Source organism: Methylophaga sp. UBA2496, assembly GCF_002341635.1.
Classification (GTDB): Bacteria; Pseudomonadota; Gammaproteobacteria; order Nitrosococcales; family Methylophagaceae; genus Methylophaga.
The window spans coordinates 235,139-259,303 of sequence record NZ_DDOK01000007.1; the positions used below are offsets into that span (position 1 = coordinate 235,139).

Here is a 24,165-nt window from a genome sequence, read left to right on the forward strand (position 1 = left end):
AGCTTTTTTATTTTCTAAAAAACCGCCATTAAGGATATTCGTCATGGCCATTAACATTGCTATCAACGGCGCCGCTGGCCGTATGGGCCGTTGCCTGATTCAAGCCGTCGCGGAAACCGAAGGGTTACAACTATCCGCTACTATTGATCGGCCAGAGTCTTCACTGATTGGTGTGGATGCCGGCGAATTAGCCGGTGTAGGAAAACTGGGCGTTCTGTTGTCAGCTGATCTGGAACTGGCGACTCAGCAATCCGATGTGATTATTGACTTCACTATCCCTGAGGCCACCATGGCATTGTTGCCATTATGTGCCAAAAATCAATGTCGTCCGGTCATTGGTACAACGGGGTTTGATGACACTCAGAAACAGATTATTCAACACACCGCCGATCAGATTGCCAGCTTGTTAGCTCCGAATATGAGTGTTGGCGTCAACCTTTCCCTCAAATTGCTCGATATGGCCGCCCGCGTTTTAGGCGATAGCGTCGATATCGAGATCATTGAGGCGCATCACCGTCATAAAGTAGATGCACCTTCCGGCACCGCTTTACGAATGGGTGAAGTTGTCGCTGAAGCTTTGGGCCGCGATCTGAAAGAATGTGCTATTTATGGTCGTGAAGGCCGTACCGGTCAGCGCGATCGCAATACCATTGGTTTTGCGACAGTCCGCGCCGGAGATATCGTCGGCGATCACACAGTATTATTTGCTGCCGAAGGCGAGCGGGTGGAAATTACCCATAAAGCCTCAAGCCGCATGACATTTGCCTATGGGGCGATGCGTGCCTCAAAGTGGCTGATGCAGCAGCAAACGGGGTTGTTTGATATGCAGGATGTATTGGACCTGCGTAATTAAATAACTAGTAGCGCGCGGCCTGTTCGCGCGCTGATTTTGCACCCGCTCTATCACCCGACTTAGTACGGATTTCGGCTAGCAATAACCAAAAACGTTTCTGTTGGGCATTATCTCCCTGCGCATAAGACACCCCTTTTAAAGCCACCTGTTCCGCTAAGCGATAATCTTCGAGTTCATAATGTGTCTGGGCTAATTGGTAATAAACCTTGGGATCCCGCGGTGAAATTCGTTGTGCACGTTGCAAACGGGATTGAGCTGCAGACATATTACCCTGCTGTTGATATTTTTCAGCATCACTTAGTAAAGCCAGAACTGCCGGGTTACTGGGGGCTGGTGCCGGTTTGGTTGCTGGCAGCAGCTCCTCTGCTGATGTCGATTCACCCGGGGGCATGGGTATGCCCTGAGGAGTAGCTGGTTGGGTAGGGTCAGCCTTTGTTTGTGCTGAGTCCGGTGTCTGCGGGCGAGATGGCACGTCCCGGCTGTCAACCGGTGGTTTTTGTGTGACCGGAGCCGTAGTACAAGCCGATAAAAACAGGACCAGCCAGGTCATGATAAAAAAAGATTTTGATATGGTGTGTCGCATTGGAAAACCTATCTGAAAATATCTTTGACCCAGTCGATTGACCGCTTGATTGGGTTTTCAATAAAAGTTTCTTCTGGCATGGCGCAGGCTGCAGTTTCAGTCGGTTGCGTGCCGGATATAAACGGTATCTGTGTCGCATTCTCGCATAATCCATCAGCGAGTTTTCCGCTTAACGGATCAATCCAGAGCATTTCAATGCCCTCAGGCATTGCCGGTTCATAGGATTGTAACGGTTCTTGAGCAATAAACCTTGTCCACGCGCGCAAGGCACCATTAGAGCCGGTAATTGGCATTGGGCTGTTATCATCCAGTCCCAGCCAGACTACCGCCAGGCGGTTGCCAGTAAAGCCGGCAAACCAGCTGTCGCGTTGTTGATCCGAGGTGCCGGTTTTCCCTGCAGTATTGATATTCATTGGCAATTGTTGATAGATACTGCGTGCTGTGCCATTGCGGGTTACCTGTTGCAGATTATACTGCAGCAAAAACATGGGTTTTTCATCAATGCTTTGTTGCAACTGAAAAGGATAGCTCGAAAGTGGTTCTCCAACACTGTCTGTTACGGTGCGAATGGTACGTGGCGGAATTTGAAATCCTGTTGCTGCAATAGTCTGATACATGGCGGCCACCTCCAATGTCGACAAACTCTGAGCACCCAGTAGCAAGGAAGGGTAGGCGTCCAGCTTGCGTTCCACGCCGAGTCTTTTTAATGTCTCAATGACGTTATCAACACCTAACTCCATCCCCAACTGTGCAGTTGATAAATTATAAGAATTTGTCAAAGCAGTATGCAGCGGTATCTGGCCGTAGGTTTTTCCATCAAAATTTTTCGGTGTCCAGGTTTGCTGGTTAGGTAAAGTGAGGCTGAAAGATGAATCATCCAATTCACTTATCAAGGTATATCCCTGTTCAAATGCTGTCAGATAAATCGCGGGTTTAACTAAAGAGCCAATAGGCCGCATCGCATCCAAAGCACGGTTAAAACCCTGATAGCGGGTATTGCGATCGCCAATCAACGCCAGTACTTCTCCGGTTTGCGGATCTGTTACCACCATACTGCCCTGGAGTTTTGCCAGGCTTTCACCATAGGTTTTGCCTAAATCTTCAATGGTACTGACAAGCGAAGCTTCAGCTTTGTGCTGACTGATTGGATCGAGGCTGGTAAAAATCTGTAATCCTTCCGAACCGAGATCCTCATCTTTGTATTCGCGTCGTAACTGACGTTTCACTAAATCAATATAAGCCGGATAGGCTTCTTTCATCGAACGACCTGATGGCACCACATCGAGATCAGCGGTGGAAGCCAGCATATATTCTTCATCGGTAATAGAGCCTTGCTGGTGTAAAACACTGAGTACCAGATTTCGCCGGGTTTTGGCACGTTCTGGATTGCGGCGAGGATCATAATAGGAAGGGCCCTTCACCAGGCCGGCCAGTAATGCCAATTGATGTAATTTGAGATCCTGTATTGGCTGAGCAAAATAATGTGCTGCTCCCAGACCAAAACCGTGGATCGCACGATTACCGGACTGTCCCAGATAGACTTCGTTTAAGTAGGCTTCAAGAATTTCTTCTTTGCTGTAATGCCATTCCAGAATCATTGCCATTGGCACCTCCAGCATTTTGCGTAGCAATGTGCGGTCGGCAGTCAGGTAAAAATTCTTGATTAATTGCTGAGTTAAGGTACTTCCACCCTGCACAAATGCTCCAGCGCGAATATTGGCTAAAGTAGCGCGGGCAATGCCTTTGGGTGAGATGCCAAAATGATCGTAAAAGTCTCGATCTTCAATCGCTATCAACGCATCAATAAAGGCTTGCGGTGCATCTTCAAGTTGAATTAAATCGCGATCTTCATTATTCAGTGGATAAATGCCCCCAATTAAGGCAGGTTCCAGCCGGATTAATGTCAGCGATTGCTGATCAGCTGAACGAATCTGACTTAGGGAGTCACCACTGAAATCTAAAATAAGTTGTCTGGCAGGTTCATGCTCATCAGGAAAATGAAAGCCGCGGGTGGAAATCGTTGCCTGTGAAAAAGAAAAAGCAGCCTGTCCCGGCCCTTTGACCTTATCAACAAACTGATAGCCCAAAGCTTTTAACTCAATTTTCAGATCGTCAATGGATAACGGGGCGCCAACATAGAGCTCCAGCGGTCTGGCAAAAACTTTAGCCGGTAATTCCCAGCGCTTCCCTTCAAACTGGCTGCGGATTTGAGTATCCAGATAAAATGTTGCCAGCCCTAGGAGCGCCAGGAAAATAAGCAACAGCTTGAAAAGTGTTCCTTTGGAAATAAAAGCTCGACGGTTTTTGTTCAATCGAGGATTTGTTCGTTGCCGGCGAGAGGGGATGTTTTTTTTACGTACCATAGCCTGAAAAGTAAGTGTGGTGGTGGTAAAAGATCAATAAGGCCTTTTGGGCCTGACAATCCTGAAAGTTTTTGGGCTGGAGATTAACGTTATCGGTTAGCTGCTTATATTAGCAAAGTCTTTCTATTCTAACTGGAGCAATCGTTATTATCCTGTTATAAAGCTGAAGGTTGCCGTCAAGTCAGCTTGCTACAAACTTCGGCAAAATTAATTTAAACAGACAAGGAGGTCTAACGTGTCAGAGTTGCGCTATGACGTTGTTCTGAGTGGACAATTATTAGATGGATTCCATATCAAGGAAGTGAGCGAAAATCTAGCGAGTTTGCTAGCCATGACAGAAAACGCTGTTATTGAATTGTTTCAGCAAAAACATACCATGGTGATGCAGGGGGTGGATTACAAGCAGGCTCAGTTGCAACAGGAAAAATTACAGAATGCCGGGGCAGATTCGTATTTAATGCGGCATATGAAAAAGGAGCCTCGTTTAGCGACTACTCATCAGCCTTATTTATACGGGAATTCTGCAAGTGAGCAGAAGTCGGTGTTGGAACCTGAAATAAAGCCACGGGGAAGGGCATTTTTTTTCAGTGGACAAGGTGCTGAATATTTTCGGATTTGGATAGTCAACGTTGTTCTCACAATTTTGACTTTGGGCATTTATTCAGCCTGGGCTAAGGTTCGCAATAAACAGTATTTCTATGCTAATACGCAACTGGATGAAGCAAGTTTTAATTATCGAGCCGTTCCGCTGCAGATTCTTAAGGGGCGCTTGATCGCCTTTGCTTTTTTTGTTGTCTATATAGCCGTAACGTCACTTTTCCCTGCTACCGGGGTAATATTTGCTCTGTTGTTTGTCATTGTGTTTCCTTGGCTGGTTGTCAAGTCACTGACATTCAATGCTTTTTATAGTGAATATCGAAACGTGCGGTTCGGATTTGATGGTAAATATGGTGAGGCCTTTACCGTTTATATTATTTGGCCTGTTCTTGGTTTATTAAGTCTCTCTTTGCTGATGCCTTTTGCCGTATATAAACAGCAGTGTTTTATGGTGAGAAATATGCGTTATGGTGATACCGCATTTGAGTTTGAGCCTATGGTCAGTGCCTATTATAAAATCGCTCTGGCGATGATTGGCATTGTGGTCATAACATTGATTGGTGTGTTTCTGCTGGCAAGTTTATTAAACCGTGAAGCCTTAGGAGTGCTAACGATAGTGCTATCCATGATGATGTATCTCACATTGTTAGTGTTTTTCACTGTTAAAACAACGAACTTGTTGTTTAATCATGCAAAACTCGCTCAACATGGATTTTCTGCAAACTACACAACACCATCATATCTGTGGTTAGTATTAAGCAACACATTTGCGATTGTGCTCACTTTAGGCTTGTTTATACCATGGGCAAAAGTTCGAGTGGCGGCGTATAAGGCAGTACATACTAAAATGCTGGTGCAGGGTGATTTGAATCAGTTTTCCAGTACTGTCAGTCAACGTGTGGGGCCATTGGGTGAGGGTGTCAGCGATGTATTTGATATGGATGTCGGTTTTTAACAATGCAACCACTTTGGCAACGTGTGCGGATCGATGGTCTCTGGTATGAAGAAGGTGTTTCCAGACAGCGGACTGCCTTTTTACGACATATTTCCGAGCAGGATATCGAAGTTGTAGACAGTTCGGATGGCGCTCAGCTGGTTTGCTGTTCACTGGATGATCTGAAAATTTCTTCACGGTTGGGTAACACCAGTCGCCAGTTGTATTTTCAGCAAGGCCAGAAATTTGAAAGTCTGGATAATGAGACCATTGATCAACTGCTTATCGCCAAAGGGCATGGCTTTTCCCGATTCATTTACCTGCTTGAAAGTCGTTGGCAACTGGTTTTTATTGCACTGATACTATTTGTCGGGTTCGGCTATGGAATGGTGCAGTATGGTGTGCCTGCTGTGGCAAATAAAATGGCTTTTTGGTTGCCCTCAAGTGTTGCTGATCAAGCGGCCAGTCACACACTCCGTTTGCTCGATGAAACCGTGTTATCACCCTCAAAACTGCCACGATCACAGCAGGATCAGCTTTTAACGAAGTTTAAGGTGTACAGCCAACAAGTGGATTTGCCGATAACTATCCAGTTTCGACATGGCGGTAATTTAGGTGCAAATGCGTTTGCCTTGCCGGATGGCACAATAGTATTCACGGATGAGCTGGTGAAACTGGCAGAGCGGCCTGAAGAGTTGATTGCGGTACTGCTGCACGAGATTGGCCATGTGGCCCATCGGCACGGAGCCCAGTCGGTAATGCAGAATTCATTGCTGGTGGTGATGGCAATGGCTTTTGTCGGGGACACATCAGGAATTGCCGAACTCTTTATGGGGATGCCTATTGTGATGATGCAGAGTGCCTATTCAAGAGATTTTGAGCGCGAAGCGGATCGTTTTGCTTTGCGATATATGCACTTCAATCAGATAGCAGGCTCTCATTTGGCTGATCTATTGGATCGTATTGAACTCAATATCAGATGTCGTGCCTATTTTTCCTTACAAGTTGAAGATAACTCGCAATCATCCCTGTGTGACACTCCAGGTGGTTTACAACAGGCTCAACAGAAAGGCTGGCTTATCAGCCAAGCAACTGAGGGAGCGGGTTGGCAAAGTTATCTTGATTCTCACCCTGATAATGCTGAGCGCAGAGCAATGTTGGTGAATGAAGTCGCTGAATAAGTTCTGCTGACTAAAACAAGTCCTGCGACTATATCGGTTTTGTCTCAATATACAAAAACCTAGCGAACATATTCTGGCGAATTGGCTTATTTCGCATTATCTAAATTGTCTGGTAATATGCTGAACTCCAAATTGGTTTCGTGTGGTTAAAGATCACCGAAATTGCCTAAAAACAGGAACTAAAGTGAGATCTTAATGGCTTTAGAGACACCCGTCTGTGACTTTGGCCAAGCGGCCATAGACTTTGCCCTGCCGGGCACAGATAACAAAATCTGGACACCGGAAGACTGTCGTGGTGAGAATGGCTTGTTAATCATGTTCATCTGTAATCATTGTCCTTATGTCAAAGCCATAATGGATAGACTGATCCGTGATACCAACGAACTCAAACAGCTGGGCATCAATTCTGTGGCAATTTCTGCCAATGATGTCGCTGATTACCCGGAAGACTCTTTTGACAACATGAAAACTGTTGCTGAACAAAACGGGTTTTCTTTCCCTTATCTGTATGACGAAAGCCAAGAGGTTGCTCAAGCCTATGGTGCGGTGTGCACGCCGGATTTTTTTGGTTACAACAAAGATCTGACATTGCAGTATCGTGGTCGCCTTGATGCCAGCCGCAAAGAAGCCGCTCCAGCGGACGTACGCCGTGATTTATTTGAAGCGATGAAACAAGTTGCTCAAACAGGTCATGGTCCAGAACAACAGATACCCAGTATGGGCTGTTCCATTAAATGGCGAGCAGCTTAATTTTTTTTAATAGGAGAACGTAGATAATGGCTACACGTAGACATTTAGCAAATGCAATCCGTGCGTTAAGTATGGATGCAGTGCAAAAAGCGAATTCCGGCCATCCAGGTGCCCCAATGGGTATGGCAGATATCGCTGAAGTATTGTGGAATGACCACATGAAACACAACCCGAACAACCCGAAATGGGCTGATCGTGATCGTTTCATTTTGTCTAACGGTCACGGCTCTATGCTCATTTATTCATTGCTGCATTTGAGCGGCTATGATTTGCCGATGGATTCCCTGAAAACATTCCGTCAACTGCATTCACAATGTGCGGGGCACCCTGAATACGGTTATGCGCCAGGCATAGAAACGACAACTGGTCCATTAGGCCAAGGTATTACCAACGGTGTTGGTTTTGCGATGGCTGAGAAGTTAATGGCTGATCAGTTCAACAAACCTGGTCATGACATTGTTAATCACCACACCTATGTATTCATGGGCGATGGCTGTTTAATGGAAGGTGTTTCTCATGAAGCATGTGCTTTAGCTGGTACCTGGGGCCTCGGCAACCTGATCGCTTTCTGGGATGACAACAATATCTCTATCGACGGTCATATCGATGGCTGGTACACCGATGATACCGTCAAGCGTTTTGAAGCATACGGATGGCACGTTCAATCAGTAGACGGACATGATTCTGATGCTATCAATGCCGCTATTGAAGCAGCAAAAAAAGTCACTGACAAACCATCTTTAATTTGCTGTAAAACTATCATCGGTTTCGGTTCACCAAACAAATCTGCCAGCCATGACTGCCACGGCGCGGCATTAGGTGAAGAAGAAGTTGCATTAACTCGTAAAGAGTTAGGTTGGGACTACGAACCTTTTGTTATCCCTGATGATGTTTATGCTGGTTGGGATGCTAAAGCGAAAGGTGACGCTGTTGAAGCTGAATGGAACAAAAAATTCGACGCGTATGCTGCAGAATATCCAGAATTAGCTGCTGAATTCAAACGCCGTATGGCAGGTGATTTACCGGCTAACTGGAAAGACGTTACCGAAAAACTGTTTGCTGAAACCAATGAAAAAGCAGAGAGCGTTGCGTCACGTAAAGCATCACAAAACGTCATTGCTGCTCTGGCACCTACATTGCCTGAATATCTGGGTGGTTCTGCTGACTTGACCGGGTCTAACCTGACCAGCTGTTCAAGCTTCAAGCATGTTTCAGGTAAAGAGCCTGGTAACTACATCTCTTACGGCGTACGTGAATTCGGTATGTTCGCCATCATGAATGGTATGGCGTTGCACGGTGGTTTGTTGCCATTCGGTGGTACGTTCCATATGTTCTCTGACTATGCGAAATCAGCTCTGCGTATGTCTGCATTGATGAAACTGCGTACTATCGCTGTTCTGACGCATGACTCTATCGGTCAGGGCGAAGACGGTCCTACTCACCAACCTATCGAAAACACTGCTGGTCTGCGTTACATTCCGAATATGGATGTATGGCGCCCTGCAGATTCAGTAGAAGTTGCTGTGGCATGGGTTGCTGCTATTGAACGTCAAGATGGCCCAACCAGCCTGGTTTTAAGTCGCCAAGGTATTCCGGGTCGTAAGCATGATGCAGCTGACTTTGAAGGAATGCGCAAAGGTGCTTATATCCTGTCAGAAGCTAAAGGTGGCAAAGCGGATGTCATCCTGATTGCAACTGGTTCAGAAGTAGATCTGGCAGCAAAAGCACAGGAAGCATTGGCTGAAGATGGTATCAACGCACGTGTTGTTTCTATGCCTTCAACCAACGTCTTTGATCGTCAGGATCAGGCTTATAAAGACAGTATCCTGACACCAGGTGTCAAACGTGTTTCTGTTGAAGCCGGTGTAACTGACTTCTGGCGTAAATACGTAGGTCTGGAAGGCGGCACAGTTGGTATCGATACCTTCGGTGAATCTGCTCCAGGCGGTGTTTTGATGAAACACTTCGGCTTTACTGTCGAAAATGTGGTTAAAACTGTAAAAGATACTTTGTAAATCACAAACGTAAGTTTTAGCTGAGGTTAATGAGATGGCGAGTGAGTGAAAACTTACTCGTCATTCTTGTTTTTGATGAGTGTAAATTTTTTCTTGTCTGAGAAGTTAAGTGGGCGTTGAAATGGATAGGGCTCCAGCTATTAATTTACAACACAAACTATAAATTTCATTTATCTTCTGGATAAAAATAATTTAGTTTGGTTTATTAAAAGAATCCCATACACTTCATGTGAGATTGCAGGAAGTGAAATTTAAAACAATATGAATGTTTGACGAGTCTGTGTTAACACATCGTGGCGATACTGATTTTTAGCAGCATGGGTGTTGACTATGTTTAAACTTCTTTGTGTAGTTAAAACCTTAGACGTATCGTTTAAATACGGAAGGAAAAACAATGACAATTAAAGTTGGAATCAATGGTTTTGGGCGTATTGGCCGCATGGCATTTCGTGCTGCAGCAAAAGATTTTCCTGAGATTGAAGTAGTAGCAATCAACGATTTGCTGGATCCGGATTATCTGGCATATATGCTCAAGTATGATTCTGTGCATGGCCGCTTTGACGGTGATGTCGAGGTTAAAGATGGACATCTGGTCGTTAATGGTAAGACTATTCGCGTTACCGCTGAACGTAATCCTGCAGATTTAAAATGGAACGAAGTCGGTGCCGATTTGATTATTGAATGTACCGGATTTTTCCTGACCGAGGAATCCTGCCAGGCGCATATTGATGCAGGCGCTAAAAAAGTAGTGCAATCTGCACCTTCCAAAGATCACACTCCAATGTTTGTTTATGGTGTGAATCATGAATCTTATGCAGGCGAAGCCATTGTTTCTGCTGCATCCTGTACCACCAATGCCTTGGCTCCCGTAGCCAAAGTCTTGCATGACAGTTTTGGAATCAAACGGGGTCTGATGACTACGGTACATGCCGCAACTGCCACGCAGAAAACGGTTGATGGGCCGTCCATGAAAGACTGGCGCGGTGGTCGCGGTATTCTGGAAAACATTATTCCTTCATCCACCGGTGCAGCAAAAGCCGTGGGCAAGGTGTTACCAGAATTAAACGGTAAATTAACCGGTATGGCATTTCGCGTACCAACATCGGATGTTTCGGTAGTCGATTTAACCGTTGAATTAAACAAAGATGCCAGCTATGAAGCGATTTGTGCGGCGATGAAAACTGCTGCTGAGGGTGAGCTGAAAGGCGTTTTGGGTTATACCGAAGAGAGTGTGGTATCAACAGATTTTCGTGGTCATACAGCGCCATCAAATTTTGATGCGGGTGCCGGGATCGCGCTTGATGGTACTTTTGTCAAAGTAGTGGCCTGGTATGACAATGAATATGGTTATACCTGCAATATGATGCGTCTGGTCGGACATGTAGCGAGTTAATACATCGTTGCAGTGTCTGAAAAAAACTAATGCAAGGCTTCCTGTAAAGGAAGCCTTTTTTTATGTATTGTGAAGGCTATAATCAGAACTGGTTCACAAAATAATTACAAGAGGGCAAAACCTTATGTCAGTAATAAAAATGGCCGATTTGGATTTGGCAGGCAAGCGCGTGTTAATACGACAGGATTTGAATGTACCGCTCAAGTCCGGCGTTGTGGCAGATGGCACGCGTATCCATGCCTCTTTAGCGACCATAAAACTGGCATTGGATAAAGGTGCCAAGGTGATGGTCATGTCACATCTTGGAAGGCCAACTGAAGGTGAATATGAGCACAAGTACTCATTAGCGCCGGTTGCCAATTATCTTTCGGCATTATTGGAAAAACCGGTTCGTCTTGAGCAGAACTGGCTGGAGCCCGACTTCATTCCAGTGGAAGTGGGTGAAGTTGTTTTGTGTGAAAACGTGCGATTCAATATTGGCGAGAAAGCCAATAATGATGATCTGGCAAAACGTATGGCCAAGATGTGTGATGTGTTTGTGATGGATGCTTTTGGTACAGCGCATCGGGCACAGGCCTCAACCCACGGAATTGCTAAATACGCCACGATTGCCTGTGCAGGACCTTTATTATCAGCTGAGTTGGAAGCGCTATCCAAAGCACTGGATAATCCTGCCCGGCCGATGGTGGCTATCGTGGGGGGCTCAAAAGTCTCTACCAAGCTGACGGTGCTGGAAACCCTGTCTAAGAAAGTGGATCAGTTAATCGTTGGTGGTGGTATTGCCAATACCTTTATTGCTGCAGCGGGTCATAATGTGGGTAAATCATTATATGAACCCGATTTGATCGATACCTGTAAAAGACTCTCCGCAGAGGCGATTAGTCGGGGGGGGAATATCCCAGTCCCCAAAGATGTTGTCTGTGGCAAACATTTTGCTGAAAATGCTGAAGCAGAATTAAAAGCCGTTGAAGCGGTAAGTGATGATGATATGATTTTTGATATCGGTCCTAAATCTGCTGCTGAGTTGGTTGAAATTATCAAGCAAGCTGGTACGGTGGTATGGAACGGACCATTAGGCGTTTTTGAATTCAGTCAATTTGGTGAAGGCACCAAAGAGATAGCGATGGCGATAGCGGAGTCGGATGCTTTCTCAATTGCTGGTGGAGGGGACACGCTGGCAGCAGTATCTAAGTACAAAATTTGTGATGATGTATCTTATATTTCAACCGGTGGTGGTGCTTTCCTGGAATTTCTGGAAGGCAAAACATTACCTGCAGTAGAAATTCTTGAGCAACGTGCCGCGAGTAATCAATGAGTAATTAATATGTCTGTTCGTCGAAGAACAAAGATTGTTGCTACCTTAGGTCCTGCGACAAAAGATCCTGCTGTTCTTGATGCGATGATATCGGCGGGCATGGACGTTGTCCGGCTCAATTTTTCTCATGGATCTGCCCTTTCACACATTGATATGGCCGAAAGGGTTCGCAATCGCGCCAGAGCCTTTGGTCGCCAGGTTGGGGTGCTGGTGGACTTACAAGGCCCGAAAATCCGCATTTCACGTTTTAAAAATGGTGGGGTGGAACTGGCTGAAAATGACCCTTTCATCCTTGATGCCGCATTAGCGGATGATGCCGGTGATAATCAACAGGTCGGAGTCGACTATAAATCCCTGCCACTGGATGTAAAGCGTGGTGACACATTGCTATTGGATGATGGACGTATTGTTCTGTGGGTGGAGTCAGTTATTGACCAGCAGATATATTGTCGTGTCACCGTTGGCGGGCTGTTGACGGATAACAAAGGCATTAACCGGCAGGGTGGCGGGCTGTCTGCCTCAGCCCTCACATCGAAAGATATGCAGGATATTCAAATCGCTGCAGATATGCAGGCCGATTATCTGGCCGTTTCCTTTCCCCGTAGTGCTGAAGATATTCATCTGGCCCGTCGATTACTTCGTGAAGCCGGGGGCTATGGTGGCATTATTGCCAAAATTGAACGTTCTGAAGCCCTGGATGATATTGATGCCATTATTGAAGCATCAGAAGGTATTATGGTCGCCCGTGGTGATTTAGGTGTGGAAATGGGGGATGCTGCTTTACCGCCAATTCAAAAACAGTTAATTGCCAAAGCCAGACGTATGAACCGGCTGACCATTACAGCGACCCAAATGATGGAGTCAATGATAGAAAGTCCGATTCCAACCCGTGCAGAAGTATTTGATGTCGCTAATGCCGTTTTGGATGGTACTGATGCGGTTATGCTTTCTGGTGAGACGGCGGTTGGTCATCATCCGGTAAAAGTCATTGAAGCTATGGACCGTATTTGTCTGCAGGCTGAACAACAGCGGGAAATTCGCGTGTCACGTCATCGGATTGATTCAAAATTTGAACGTATAGATGAAGCCATTGCGATGGCGGCTATGTACACCGCCAATCATCTTAATGTTAAAGCAATTGCCGCGTTAACAGAATCGGGATCTTCAACCTTATGGATGTCACGAGTCAGTTCGGGTATTCCGATTTTTGCTTTAACGCCCCATGTCGCGACACGACGCAGAGTGACTTTATATCGCGGGGTCTATCCCGTAAGTTTTGTCGTGGAACATACCGATCACGCGGCTTTGAATAAAGAAGCCGTTGAAGAATTACAGCGTCGCGGCGTGGTTCATGATGGTGATATAGTGATCATTACCAAAGGGGATCTTGAAGTACAGGGCAGCACCAATGCCATAAAAATTGTACGCGTGGGGGAATTGGTCGAACCCAAGGAAACAGCAGTGAATAAACCGGTTCAGTCGGAGAGCAGCAAATGGCATTAGTTTCAATGCGACAATTACTGGATTATGCAGCAGAGCACCAATTCGCCATACCTGCTTTCAATGTGAATAATATGGAACAGGTGCATGCGATTATGCAGGCCGCTGATGCGGTTGATAGTCCAGTTATCATGCAAGGCAGTGCCGGTGCACGGGAGTATGCGGGTGAACCGTTTCTCAGACATCTTATTCTGGCAGCAATAGAAGCCTATCCTCACATTCCTCTGGCAATGCATCAGGATCACGGTGCCAACCCGGCGATATGTGCTCGTTCCATTCAATCCGGTTTCAGCTCAGTGATGATGGATGGTTCATTGCTTGAAGATATGAAAACCCCGTCTGATTTTGACTATAACGTAAACGTCACCCGAAAAGTCAGTGAAATGGCTCATGCCTGTGGCGTTTCAGTAGAGGGTGAGCTGGGATGTCTGGGGTCATTGGAAACTGGCATGATGGGTGAAGAAGATGGGCATGGTTCAGAAGACAAACTTGATCATAGTCATTTGCTGACGGATCCGGATGAAGCCGTTGAGTTTGTCAGGCAGACTCAGGTAGATGCGTTGGCTGTTGCCATTGGTACCAGTCATGGCGCTTATAAATTTACCCAGCCCCCGACTGGCGAAGTTCTGGCAATCTCTCATTTGAAGACCTTGCAACAACGTTTGCCAAACACCCATTTTGTGATGCATGGATCCAGTTCAGTGCCGCAGGATTGGTTAGAAATCATTAACACATACGGCGGAAATATTGGCCAAACCTATGGTGTGCCGGTTGAAGAGATTGTTGAAGGCATTAAATACGGTGTGCGTAAGGTCAATATTGATACTGATTTACGCATGGCCTCGACCGGCTCTATCCGGCAGTTTTTGACGGATGAAAAAAACGCAGCCGTATTTGACCCGCGCAAGTTTTATAAAGAGGCTACCAAAGCGATGCAGATAATTTGTCAGTCACGTTATGAAGCCTTTGGCAGTGCTGGTCATGCCAGCAGGATCAAACCTATTTCATTACATGACATGGTCGAACGGTATCGCAGTGGAGAATTAACACCCAAGTTAAATTAACGATGATTTGACCATGGGGTAGTTTCATAATCCTTCGAACACATTCGCTGCCTGTCTTGGTTATGAATCAGGTAAAATAACACACTTTGTATCTACAGGGCTTATGCCGTGTTGCAACTTACTGCTATCGCTGTTGGTGGTGCTGCTGGTGCTTTATTGCGTTTTGCAATGTCCAATGGTGTTTATAAAATATTAGGGCGTGACTTTCCTTATGGGACCTTGGCGGTTAATGTGCTTGGCTCATTGCTGATCGGAATACTGTTCATCCTGCTGATTGAAAAATTAGCCGTAGCAGCTGAATGGCGGGCCGGATTGATTGTTGGACTGCTTGGCGCCTTTACAACCTTTTCCACCTTTTCGCTGGAAACGTTTACATTATTGGAAGATGGTGCATTTGTTAAAGCAGGACTAAATGTATTGTTAAGCGTCGTGTTATGCCTGTTGGCAACATGGTTAGGCATCAGTCTGGGAAGACAGTTATGAATCTGACATTAGTGAGAGTTTACTTATCTGATGGACGACATGAAGTACGGCAAGTGCTTAAACAGCTGGAGCAGAATAAAGTGCGTTTTACCGTGTTTCGGGGGGTAGCCGGCTTAGGTTCCAACGGTCTGGTTCATAAAGCGTCGATACTAGATTTGTCGTCGGATTTGCCAATGGTTATCGAGTTTTTTGATAAACCAGAACAAATAAACGATATCATCACTAAAATAAAAACTATGGTGGAAGTTGATCATATTGTCAGCTGGCCAGTGCAAAGCGGAATTTAACATGTTAGACCTCAAATTATTACGTACCGAACCTCAGGAAGTGGCAAAGGGGTTGGCCCGTCGTGGCTTTCAGCTGGATGTGATCCTGCTTGCAACATTGGAAACTGAACGCCGTCAGGCACAGTTGGATGCTCAGTCATTGCAAACCGAACGTAATGCGCGTTCCAAAATGATTGGTAAGGCCAAAGCCTCGGGTGAAGACATTGCACCATTGCTGGCCGAGATCGACGATTTAGGTGATCAGCATAAAGCCGCTGAAGCCAGACTGGCCAAAGTATTGGATCAGTTGAACGATCTTGCGATGAGCATACCGAATATCCCACAGGATGATGTGCCCGAAGGTAAAGATGAAAATGACAATGTCGAGGTCTCTCGCTGGGGCGCTCCGCGGCAATTCGATTTTGAACCTAAGGATCATGTAGATTTGGGAGCAGGCTTACAGCAGATGGATTTTGAAACTGCTGTCAAGATCAGTGGTGCGCGCTTTGTGACCTTGACAGGTCAATTGGCGCGACTGCAACGGGCGTTAATTCAGTTTATGCTGGACACCCATATAACTGATCACGGTTATACCGAAACTTACGTACCCTATCTGGTCAATGCCGATTCTTTACGTGGAACCGGACAACTGCCCAAATTTGCTGAAGATCTATTTGCTGTTGATGATGGTCAGCTTTATCTAATCCCAACAGCCGAAGTACCGGTGACCAATATTGTGCGTGACAGTATTGTCGATGCTGCACAGTTGCCATTGAAATTTGTTGCACATACACCCTGTTTTCGCAGCGAAGCCGGTTCACATGGCCGTGATGTACGTGGTCTTATTCGTCAGCATCAATTTGAAAAAGTCGAGCTGGTGCAGATCGTTGCGCCAGAAGTCTCTGCCGAAGCCCACGAGCAATTGACCGGTCAAGCTGAAAAAATTCTGCAGATGTTGGATCTGCCTTATCGTAAAATGCTGCTTTGCACTGGCGATATGGGATTTGCTTCAAGCAAAACCTATGATTTGGAAGTCTGGTTACCGAGCCAGAATACTTATCGGGAAATTTCCTCCTGCAGTAATTTCGGCGACTATCAGGCGCGGCGAATGCAGGCGCGCTGGCGGAACCCTGAAACAGGAAAACCTGAATTGGTGCATACTTTAAATGGTTCAGGTCTGGCTGTGGGACGCACTTTACTGGCGATATTAGAAAATCATCAACAAGCAGATGGCAGTGTCGTCATTCCCGAGCCACTTCGTGCCTATATGGGCGGCGTGGATAAAATTCATGGGTGATGAGTTTAGTCTGATCCAGAAGATTATTATCTGGACATTGCCGGTTTTATTCGCCATCACTTTACATGAGGTCGCTCACGGTTGGGCGGCATTAAAGCTGGGTGATAAAACAGCCCAGATGATGGGGCGATTAACACTCAATCCGATTAAGCACATCGATCCATTAGGCACGATTCTGGTTCCTGCTTTATTACTGATGTTTACCGGCTTTATGTTTGGCTGGGCCAAACCGGTACCTGTTACTTTTCAAAATCTGCGAAATCCAAAAAAAGATATGGCTTGGGTCGCTCTGGCAGGGCCAGGTGCCAATTTAGTGATGGGTTTTTTCTGGGCGATGGTTGCCAAGATTGGTCTATTGCTGGCCGTGAATGATGTGCTTATTTCCGGGCCGATGATTTACATGGGGGTTGCCGGTGTATTAGTGAATGGTATGTTGATGTTATTGAATCTGCTGCCGTTACCCCCACTGGATGGTGGAAGGGTCTTGGTCAGTGTATTGCCACCTCACCTGGCCTGGCGGGTAGAAAAAGTTGAGCCTTACGGATTTTTTATCTTGCTGGCATTACTCTATTTTGGCATCGTTATGATGATTTTATGGCCTTTGATGCAGGCATATATGGGATTGCTGGCATTTATCTTTGATATGCCAATGCAAGTATTTTTTATTCTGTAAAACACTGAATTGAGCAAGCTCATCAGGAGATTATTTTGGACACGGTAGCGTATCAGTCACGTCGTATTGTTTCAGGCATGCGTCCGACAGGGCAGTTGCATTTGGGGCATTATCATGGCGTTCTGAAAAATTGGATTAAATTACAACACGAATTTGATTGTTTCTTTTTCGTTGCTGACTGGCATGCTTTGACCACGCACTATGAAGATAGCCGGGTGATTGAAGACAGTGTCTGGGAAATGGTGATTGATTGGCTGGCGGCGGGTATTGAACCTTCTTCAGCTTCATTGTTTCTGCAATCACGTGTACCTGAACATGCTGAGCTGCATTTATTATTATCAATGATCACGCCTTTATCCTGGCTGGAACGTGTACCGACTTATAAAGATCAGCAGGAAAAACTCAAAGAAAAAGATCTGTCGACTTACGGCTTTTTGGGTTATCCATTACTGCAAAGCGCTGATATTCTGATTTATCGCGCCGGTCAGGTGCCGGTCGGTGAAGATCAGGTGGTTCATGTTGAGTTGACACGTGAAATTGCCCGTCGCTTTAATCATATCTACGGACGTGAAGCAGATTTTGAAGATAAAGCCGAATCTGCCGTGAAAAAAATGGGTAAGAAAAATGCCAAGTTGTATAACAATTTGCGTAAAGCCTATCAAGAGCAGGGTGATACTGAAGCATTACAGACGGCTCGTGAATTATTAAAAAATCAACAAAGTCTGGCGCTGGGTGATATGGAGCGTTTATTTGGCTTTCTGGAAGGCGGCGGTAAAGTGATCTTGCCAGAACCGAAAGCATTGTTGACCCCGGCTTCTAAAATGCCAGGTCTGGATGGGCAGAAGATGTCCAAATCCTATGGTAATACCATCTCATTGCGAGAGTCGGATCAGTCCGTTGCCGAAAAAATCAAACGTATGCCAACGGATCCCAACCGGGTACGCCGTACCGACCCCGGTGAACCGGATAAATGTCCGGTTTGGCAATTACATGAAGTGTATTCTGATGAAGATCAGAAACAATGGGTTCAACAAGGTTGCCGCTCGGCTGGGATCGGCTGCCTGGATTGTAAAGGTCCACTTATTGATTCGGTAATCGCCGAACTTAAACCCATCCGCGAACGCGCGGATGATTTCAGCCGACATCCAGAAGATGTACGACGTATTATTGATGATGGCAGTGCTGCAGCAAGAGAAGTAGCTCAGGAAACATTGAGCGAAGTACGTGCAGCAATGGGTCTGGCTTATAAATAGCCGAAGGAAAAATATTATGGCTGAAAGAATACAAAAAGTACTGGCTCGTGCCGGATACGGCTCGCGCCGTTTGATTGAGAGTTGGATAAAAGACGGCAAGTTACAGGTCAATGGTGTGCCCGCCACTCTCGGCGATCAAATTTCTGAAAGGGATAGGGTAACGCTTGAAGGGCGACCTTTATCATCCAAGCGGATCTGGCAGCAATCAATGCCGCAGGTATTGCTGTATCACAAACCGGTGGGTGAAGTCTGTACTCGCAGTGATCCGGAAGGTCGTAGAACTATTTACCAGTCCTTGCCTGTACCTGAAGAAGGTCGTTGGGTCAGTGTCGGTCGTCTTGATTTGAATACAAGTGGCTTGATTATCCTGACTACCGATGGTGAACTGGCTAATCAGTTAATGCATCCATCCAATGAGATGGATCGTGAATATGCCGTTCGTGTATTAGGCGATGTTACCTCGGAAATGATGCAGACGTTACGTGATGGTGTTGAACTGGAAGATGGCAAAGCGCATTTTTCTGATATTCAGCCCGGCGGTGGCGAAGGGGCTAACAGCTGGTTTCATGTGGTGATTCAGGAAGGCCGTAATCGTGAAGTCAGACGGCTATGGGAAAGTCAGGGTGTTCAGGTAAGTCGTTTGGTTCGTTTACGTTATGGACCAGTGATTATGCCGAATAAACTTAAACCTGGTCGTTGGATGATGCTGGAAGGGAAAGAGCTGGAATATCTGTATGAAGAAGCGGGATTAAAATCCAAACCCGGCAAGAAGGGAGCACCAGCAGAAAAAATTGCGGATAAAAAAGAAGTTCCTGTCGATAAAGCGCCTAAATCATCAAAGTGGCCTGATAAATCCGCAAAAGCGGCAACAAAGACCGCCCCCAGATCTGGTAAACGTGAAGCCCCAAAAACCAGAAAAGGGCCACGTATTCGTGGACGCAGTGAACATTAAAGGCTCACACTGGCCGTAACTACCTGATTACGCCCGGCAAATTTTGCCTGATACAACGCTTCATCAGCTTTAAGAAATAAGCTGTCAGCTGATTCTCCTACACATAATTCAGCCAGACCAATACTGATAGTGACGGGAAATTGTTGTTCACTATCGCTTTGATTTAAATCATTGATGGCGTGACGAAGTCGTTCTGCTGCCAGCAGAGCGGCTTCATGATGGCAATGACTGAGTACGATGGCAAATTCTTCACCACCAATACGAAACAATGCATCACTGCGTCTTAAGCTGGACAGTAATGTGTCAGCAACGCGGCATAAAGTCTCGTCACCGACCTGATGACCAAAGTTGTCATTTATCTGTTTAAAGTGATCGATATCTAAAACCAATAACGACAATGGCAGTTTTAACCTATGAGCCAGGTCAATTTCACGTTCAATGGTATTTTTATATGCTTGTCTGTTGGGAAGCTGGGTTAACGTATCAGTCAGAGCAGCATCTAAAGCGCGGGTATAAAGCAGACTGTTTCTGAGTGGGTAAACCAGTTTGCACAATAAATCCTCAACCAGGTTAATTTCTGTACTGGAAAAACGATAAGCACGGCTTATAGTCAGTTGACCAAGATACTCATGGTCAATTTCCAGTTGATAATTGCATTTATGATGGCGTTTTGCGCCCAATCTGAACTCAAATTTATTATCAGGATGCGTAAACTGCAGGCCACTGTGAGCGAGCAAAGGTTTGATCTGTTCATCAAACAGTCTGAGTAACTGTCTGGTATCCAGGGATGTCTGTAAAATTAAAGGTAATTTAGCTAACGCATCATCGCGTTCAGCGGAAATCGGGCCTGCTTGTATAACCGAAACCGTATTCTGTTCCAGTCGACGCAAATTTGTGGTGTCTGATGGCAGTGAATGAATCATGTGCACGCTCGTAAATAAGATAATTTACAATAACCATGCTAAATATGTGCCATGGTTTAAATTACTAATATTTACAAGGTGTTATGTAGTTAAGCCAAAACTTTGACGGGTAATTCCATCTGCGCATTCAAACATTGACCATGTAAATGGCCGCTTTGTGCGCTGGCAAGATAGAGATAGGCCGGAATGACGGCGGTGGGTTCCGGCAAGTGCTGTGGATCAGCTGCTGGGTAAACCCGGGCATGCAGTTTGGTTTTTACCTGACCGGGGTCAATACAATTCACCCGGACTTTAGCGGCAGCTTCAGTTTCCAGTGATAATTGGTGGCAGAAACACTCTAAGGCGGCTTTACTCAAGCCATAGGCGCCACGATAGGCCTTATCATGTTGGCTGTCAGTGGTGAAAATAATAAAGCTTTGCTCAGCCGTTTCCTGCAACAATGGAAGACATGAATGAGTCAGTAAGAAAGCTGCAGTCAGGTTAACCTGCAGGGTTTCCGTCCATTGTTTAATATCCTGATTGGCTATGGGGGCTAACTGTCCAACATCCGCTGCACAATGAACTAAACCATCAAGGCGGCCAAAGGTTTCTTTGATGGTGTGAGCGAGTTGTTGGTAATTCTCTGCATTTGCCCCTTTAAAATCGATGGGAAATATAGCGGGTTCAATGCCACTTTCCTGCAGAATAAGATCGTAAAGCTTTTCCAACTGGGAAATATGTTTGTCGAGCAGAATGATCGTTGCGCCATGCCGAGCGTAAGCCAGTGCGACTTCGCTACCGATGCCACCTAGGGCACCGGTAACAAGCACAACCTGCCCGCTGAGTATGGACTGCTCAGCTTGGGATAACATGGCGAATTTTATTCAGATTTAGGAACGATACGGCCGTAAGTGACTTTGCCATCTAATAATTGGGCAATAATCAATGCGTCATCATTATGCCATTCCAGAGTTTCCATATTCATTTGATCAAGCGTTCTTTCTTGAGCAATATCAGGCTCGCCGTAAGTCGAGATAAGCTCATCTCTGGTCATACCGGCCTGGATGCCATTTTCATTTTCTTCGGTTACTGCTTCAGCAGCTTCCGGTGCAGATTCTACTGTTGCAGGAGCTGATGTCTCTGTTTCACTGCTATCGGTGACAGCGTTGTCGCTTTCATTGCTACAGGCGATCAGGGCCAGACTCAAAAAAAGACCGGTAAAAATTAAACGCATACGATTTAACATGGCATCCCCTCTTTAGGTTTAAATGAACTAATGGGCGAGTATAACAAGCAATTACGACTATATCGACAGGTTGTTAGGGTAAATTTCCCACTAAAATATTTTCTGCCGCTCGATAACCATTCATTACAGCACTTTCCAATGTAGCAGGATAAGCGTTTTCTGCATAATCTCCAGCTATCCAGAGCCCATTTATTATGGTTTTACAGCTAGGTCTCTGGCTGTTATCAACCACCCCGCAACTGAAAGTGGCTCGTTTTTCCCGGATTACATGTGTTGCCAGATAATGATGGGGAAGTTCAGGCAAAATTCCTGTTAAATCAGTGATAACCTGTTCAATGAGCTGTAGTTTTGTTAGCAATTCATGCTCTCCTGGCCCACTGATAACGACTGCAATCAGGCCGGGGGATTGATCTGAGCGGTCAAAGATCCATTGAGATAAGCTATTACTCAAACCGATGATAGGGGCTTTTAATCTAAATTGCGCCGAATACTGCAGATACACCGTGGTTATAGGATATTCAGTAACTTTCGGTAAGTTAAGCTGCTTACCTAAAAGTTTATGCAGAATACGGGGTGACACCGCGACAATGATATTTTCTGTGTTAATAAATTCATCTTTACTGGTGATTACACCAGTGACTTTTCCAGCATCAATTACGATTTTCTCAATACGGGACTGCAATCGCACTTCACCGCCCTGGTTGAGAATAAATTTGTTGCATGGTTCTGGAAGTACCTTGCCGAGGGGTTTGTTAGGGATTAGCAAATCGGCAGATTGCCTGTCTGCAGCAAGGCTATCCTTCAAAGTGGCAGCAAAAACACTGGCTGACGCCTGACTTATTGGAGTGTTCATAATCGCCAGACACAACGGGACCCATAATTGCGAGATGATGCGTGACGATTGGTTTGTCTGTCTGCACCATTGTTCTACTGTAAGGTGTGGTGAAACGGATGATGAATTTATCTGTCTGGCAATTCGCAAAAAGCTCATTAAGCCTTGCCAACCGAGACTGCTATATAACTTTGGCAATATTGCAATTGGCCAAGGTAATAACCTCGTGGTGGATAAATGGAGTGGAGAAAAGTAAGGATCAAGGATTTGCAGATCTAATGACTTGCGCTGAAACACGCTGTTTTCTTCTATGCCAACCCGATGAAGCAGATCCAGCATATGTCGGTATGCACCAATCATCAAATGTTGGCCATTATCAATGTCAATATCTTGCCATCTGACCGTTCGTGCCCGTCCGCCAAGTTGTTTTGCTGCTTCAAAAACTATGGGGTTTTGGCCTTTTTCAGCTAAGCGAACTGCCGCAGCAAGGCCGCTCCAGCCACCTCCAATAATAAGGGTTTGCATATTAGCGATGGCTTTTGATGCGCTTTTTTTCACGACGCAGGGTTCGCCAGGCCAGCCACAATTTACGGATTGGAGTAAGCGATATTCGCTGCTTCATTACCGGGAAATTATCGTGGGCAATTTCGTGCAAAGTAGTCCGGTAAATTTCAGCCATAATCAGTGCAGTACATTGATTATGTCGATCCTGTTCAGGCAACAGTTGCATGGCTTCCTGATAAAACTGCTCAGCTCGCTGTGTCTGGAATTTAAGTAGCTCCGTCAACGCTTCGGTTTGTTTTAAAGCCAGAACACTTTGTTCAGTGACACCAAACTGTTGCATCTCATCCAATGGCAGATAAATCCGTCCCCGCTCTGCATCTTCACGAACATCGCGAATTATGTTGGTCAGTTGAAAGGCGAGGCCGAGTTTCTCAGCAAACTTTAAGGTTTTTCGGTCAGAAAAACCGAAGATTTGTGCGGAAAGTAAGCCCACCACACTGGCAACGCGATGACAGTACAAGGCCAGATTTTTATATGCTGGATATCGATGCTGGGTTAAATCCATTTCCATACCATCAATAATTTCGTGAAAATATTCTTCATGCAGATCAAAGTCGTGCAAAGTTTCTGCTAATGCTTTGCCAACCGGATGCGTCGCTTGCCCAGCAAATGTCCGGGAGATTTCCTGACGCCACCAAGCCAGTGTCTGTGCAGCCACAAGTGGATCACTTATTTCATCAACGGCATCATCAACCTCACGGCAAAAAGCATATAAGGCCATGATAGCCTCACGTTTTTTGACAGGTAAAAAAAGGAAACTGTAGTAGAAACTTGAACCGCTTTTCGCCGCTTTATCCCGGCAATATTGCTGCGGTGTCATTTTAATAAACGCTCGACAATTTTGCCGTTGACCAGATGGGTGTCGATGATTTCATCAATATCGGCTTTGTCATGGTATTGATACCAGACACCTTCAGGATAAATAACCATAACTGGTCCCAATTTACAGCGGTTAAGACAACCGGAATTATTGACCCGGACTTTTTTTAATTTGAGGTCTTTCACCCGCTGTTTGGCATAGTCACGTAGTGACTGCGCGCCGTGTTCCTCACAGTAATCAGAGCCATCATCACGCTGATGTGTGCAAATGAACATATGATATTTGTATATTTCAGCCATAGTGTCGATTCAGCTTAACGAAGCCGGAAT

General features: G+C 45.6%; 23 protein-coding genes. 15 read left to right on the top strand and 8 right to left on the bottom strand.

Annotated elements, in window-relative coordinates; genetic code table 11:
* Positions 1–43: 43 nt before the first annotated feature.
* Positions 44–853, top strand: a complete 810-nt coding sequence (gene dapB / locus B2W60_RS11020; protein WP_292360620.1) for a 4-hydroxy-tetrahydrodipicolinate reductase — start codon at positions 44–46, stop codon at positions 851–853.
* A 4-nt stretch (positions 854–857) separates the two neighbouring features.
* Here the strand turns inward: dapB and B2W60_RS11025 are convergent, their stop codons facing one another.
* Both B2W60_RS11025 and mrcB read right to left on the bottom strand, forming a co-directional pair.
* Positions 858–1,436: a tetratricopeptide repeat protein gene (locus B2W60_RS11025; protein ID WP_292360618.1), complete on the bottom strand. Its 579-nt coding sequence runs from the start codon at positions 1,434–1,436 to the stop codon at positions 858–860.
* 8 nt (positions 1,437–1,444) lie between these two features.
* Positions 1,445–3,748, bottom strand: a complete 2,304-nt coding sequence (gene mrcB / locus B2W60_RS11030; RefSeq protein WP_292360616.1) for a penicillin-binding protein 1B — start codon at positions 3,746–3,748, stop codon at positions 1,445–1,447.
* A 286-nt stretch (positions 3,749–4,034) separates the two neighbouring features.
* On the opposite strand from mrcB, the gene B2W60_RS11035 reads away from it, so the two are divergent.
* The 14 genes from B2W60_RS11035 (at position 4,035) to rluB (ending at position 19,472) form a co-directional block, all read left to right on the top strand.
* Positions 4,035–5,351 (top strand): YjgN family protein, encoded by a 1,317-nt coding sequence (locus B2W60_RS11035; RefSeq protein WP_292360614.1) that lies wholly within the window; start codon positions 4,035–4,037, stop codon positions 5,349–5,351.
* A 2-nt stretch (positions 5,352–5,353) separates the two neighbouring features.
* On the top strand, positions 5,354–6,511 hold the full coding sequence (locus B2W60_RS11040; protein ID WP_292360612.1) for a M48 family metallopeptidase: 1,158 nt from the start codon (positions 5,354–5,356) through the stop codon (positions 6,509–6,511).
* A gap of 195 nt (positions 6,512–6,706) precedes the next feature.
* Entirely contained in the window at positions 6,707–7,261 is a 555-nt protein-coding gene (locus tag B2W60_RS11045; RefSeq protein ID WP_292360610.1) for a thioredoxin family protein, read from the top strand.
* 26 nt (positions 7,262–7,287) lie between these two features.
* Positions 7,288–9,276 carry a transketolase gene (gene tkt, locus B2W60_RS11050; protein ID WP_292360608.1) on the top strand — a complete coding sequence of 663 codons (1,989 nt, stop codon included), beginning with the start codon at positions 7,288–7,290 and terminating at the stop codon, positions 9,274–9,276.
* 394 nt (positions 9,277–9,670) lie between these two features.
* Positions 9,671–10,669 carry a type I glyceraldehyde-3-phosphate dehydrogenase gene (gene gap / locus B2W60_RS11055; protein ID WP_292360606.1) on the top strand — a complete coding sequence of 333 codons (999 nt, stop codon included), beginning with the start codon at positions 9,671–9,673 and terminating at the stop codon, positions 10,667–10,669.
* Positions 10,670–10,793: 124 nt separating this feature from the next.
* A complete protein-coding gene (locus tag B2W60_RS11060; RefSeq protein ID WP_292360604.1) occupies positions 10,794–11,984 on the top strand; it encodes a phosphoglycerate kinase in 1,191 nt (396 codons plus the stop codon).
* 9 nt (positions 11,985–11,993) lie between these two features.
* A complete protein-coding gene (pyk, locus tag B2W60_RS11065) occupies positions 11,994–13,487 on the top strand; it encodes a pyruvate kinase (RefSeq protein ID WP_292360602.1) in 1,494 nt (497 codons plus the stop codon).
* Complete coding sequence (gene fba, locus B2W60_RS11070) at positions 13,478–14,548, top strand: class II fructose-bisphosphate aldolase (protein WP_292360600.1); 1,071 nt, start codon at positions 13,478–13,480, stop codon at positions 14,546–14,548. The genes pyk and fba overlap by 10 nt, the downstream gene beginning before the upstream one ends.
* A 108-nt stretch (positions 14,549–14,656) precedes the next feature.
* A complete protein-coding gene (gene crcB / locus B2W60_RS11075) occupies positions 14,657–15,031 on the top strand; it encodes a fluoride efflux transporter CrcB (protein ID WP_292360599.1) in 375 nt (124 codons plus the stop codon).
* Positions 15,028–15,318 carry a DUF190 domain-containing protein gene (locus B2W60_RS11080; RefSeq protein ID WP_292360597.1) on the top strand — a complete coding sequence of 97 codons (291 nt, stop codon included), beginning with the start codon at positions 15,028–15,030 and terminating at the stop codon, positions 15,316–15,318. Before crcB ends, B2W60_RS11080 begins: the two co-directional genes overlap by 4 nt.
* A gap of 1 nt (position 15,319) precedes the next feature.
* Positions 15,320–16,594 carry a serine--tRNA ligase gene (serS, locus tag B2W60_RS11085; protein ID WP_292360596.1) on the top strand — a complete coding sequence of 425 codons (1,275 nt, stop codon included), beginning with the start codon at positions 15,320–15,322 and terminating at the stop codon, positions 16,592–16,594.
* Entirely contained in the window at positions 16,587–17,267 is a 681-nt protein-coding gene (locus B2W60_RS11090) for a site-2 protease family protein (protein WP_292360594.1), read from the top strand. The genes serS and B2W60_RS11090 overlap by 8 nt, the downstream gene beginning before the upstream one ends.
* A 35-nt stretch (positions 17,268–17,302) precedes the next feature.
* Positions 17,303–18,520 carry a tryptophan--tRNA ligase gene (locus tag B2W60_RS11095; protein WP_292360592.1) on the top strand — a complete coding sequence of 406 codons (1,218 nt, stop codon included), beginning with the start codon at positions 17,303–17,305 and terminating at the stop codon, positions 18,518–18,520.
* A gap of 16 nt (positions 18,521–18,536) precedes the next feature.
* Positions 18,537–19,472: a 23S rRNA pseudouridine(2605) synthase RluB gene (rluB, locus tag B2W60_RS11100; RefSeq protein WP_292360590.1), complete on the top strand. Its 936-nt coding sequence runs from the start codon at positions 18,537–18,539 to the stop codon at positions 19,470–19,472.
* On the opposite strand, the gene B2W60_RS11105 is transcribed toward rluB, so the two are convergent.
* From B2W60_RS11105 to B2W60_RS11130, 6 genes are all read right to left on the bottom strand, one after another.
* Positions 19,469–20,395 (bottom strand): GGDEF domain-containing protein, encoded by a 927-nt coding sequence (locus B2W60_RS11105; RefSeq protein ID WP_292360588.1) that lies wholly within the window; start codon positions 20,393–20,395, stop codon positions 19,469–19,471. The genes rluB and B2W60_RS11105 overlap by 4 nt on opposite strands.
* Positions 20,396–20,484: 89 nt before the next feature.
* Complete coding sequence (locus B2W60_RS11110; protein WP_292360586.1) at positions 20,485–21,246, bottom strand: SDR family NAD(P)-dependent oxidoreductase; 762 nt, start codon at positions 21,244–21,246, stop codon at positions 20,485–20,487.
* An 8-nt stretch (positions 21,247–21,254) separates the two neighbouring features.
* Positions 21,255–21,620 carry a hypothetical protein gene (locus tag B2W60_RS11115; RefSeq protein ID WP_292360584.1) on the bottom strand — a complete coding sequence of 122 codons (366 nt, stop codon included), beginning with the start codon at positions 21,618–21,620 and terminating at the stop codon, positions 21,255–21,257.
* Between the two features lie 73 nt (positions 21,621–21,693).
* Positions 21,694–23,010 carry a hydroxysqualene dehydroxylase HpnE gene (gene hpnE / locus B2W60_RS11120; protein ID WP_292360582.1) on the bottom strand — a complete coding sequence of 439 codons (1,317 nt, stop codon included), beginning with the start codon at positions 23,008–23,010 and terminating at the stop codon, positions 21,694–21,696.
* Positions 22,979–23,836, bottom strand: coding sequence for a presqualene diphosphate synthase HpnD (gene hpnD, locus B2W60_RS11125; RefSeq protein ID WP_292360580.1), 858 nt, complete (start codon positions 23,834–23,836; stop codon positions 22,979–22,981). Before hpnD ends, hpnE begins: the two co-directional genes overlap by 32 nt.
* Complete coding sequence (locus B2W60_RS11130) at positions 23,833–24,135, bottom strand: (2Fe-2S) ferredoxin domain-containing protein (RefSeq protein WP_292360579.1); 303 nt, start codon at positions 24,133–24,135, stop codon at positions 23,833–23,835. Before B2W60_RS11130 ends, hpnD begins: the two co-directional genes overlap by 4 nt.
* Between the last annotated feature and the right edge of the window lie 30 nt (positions 24,136–24,165).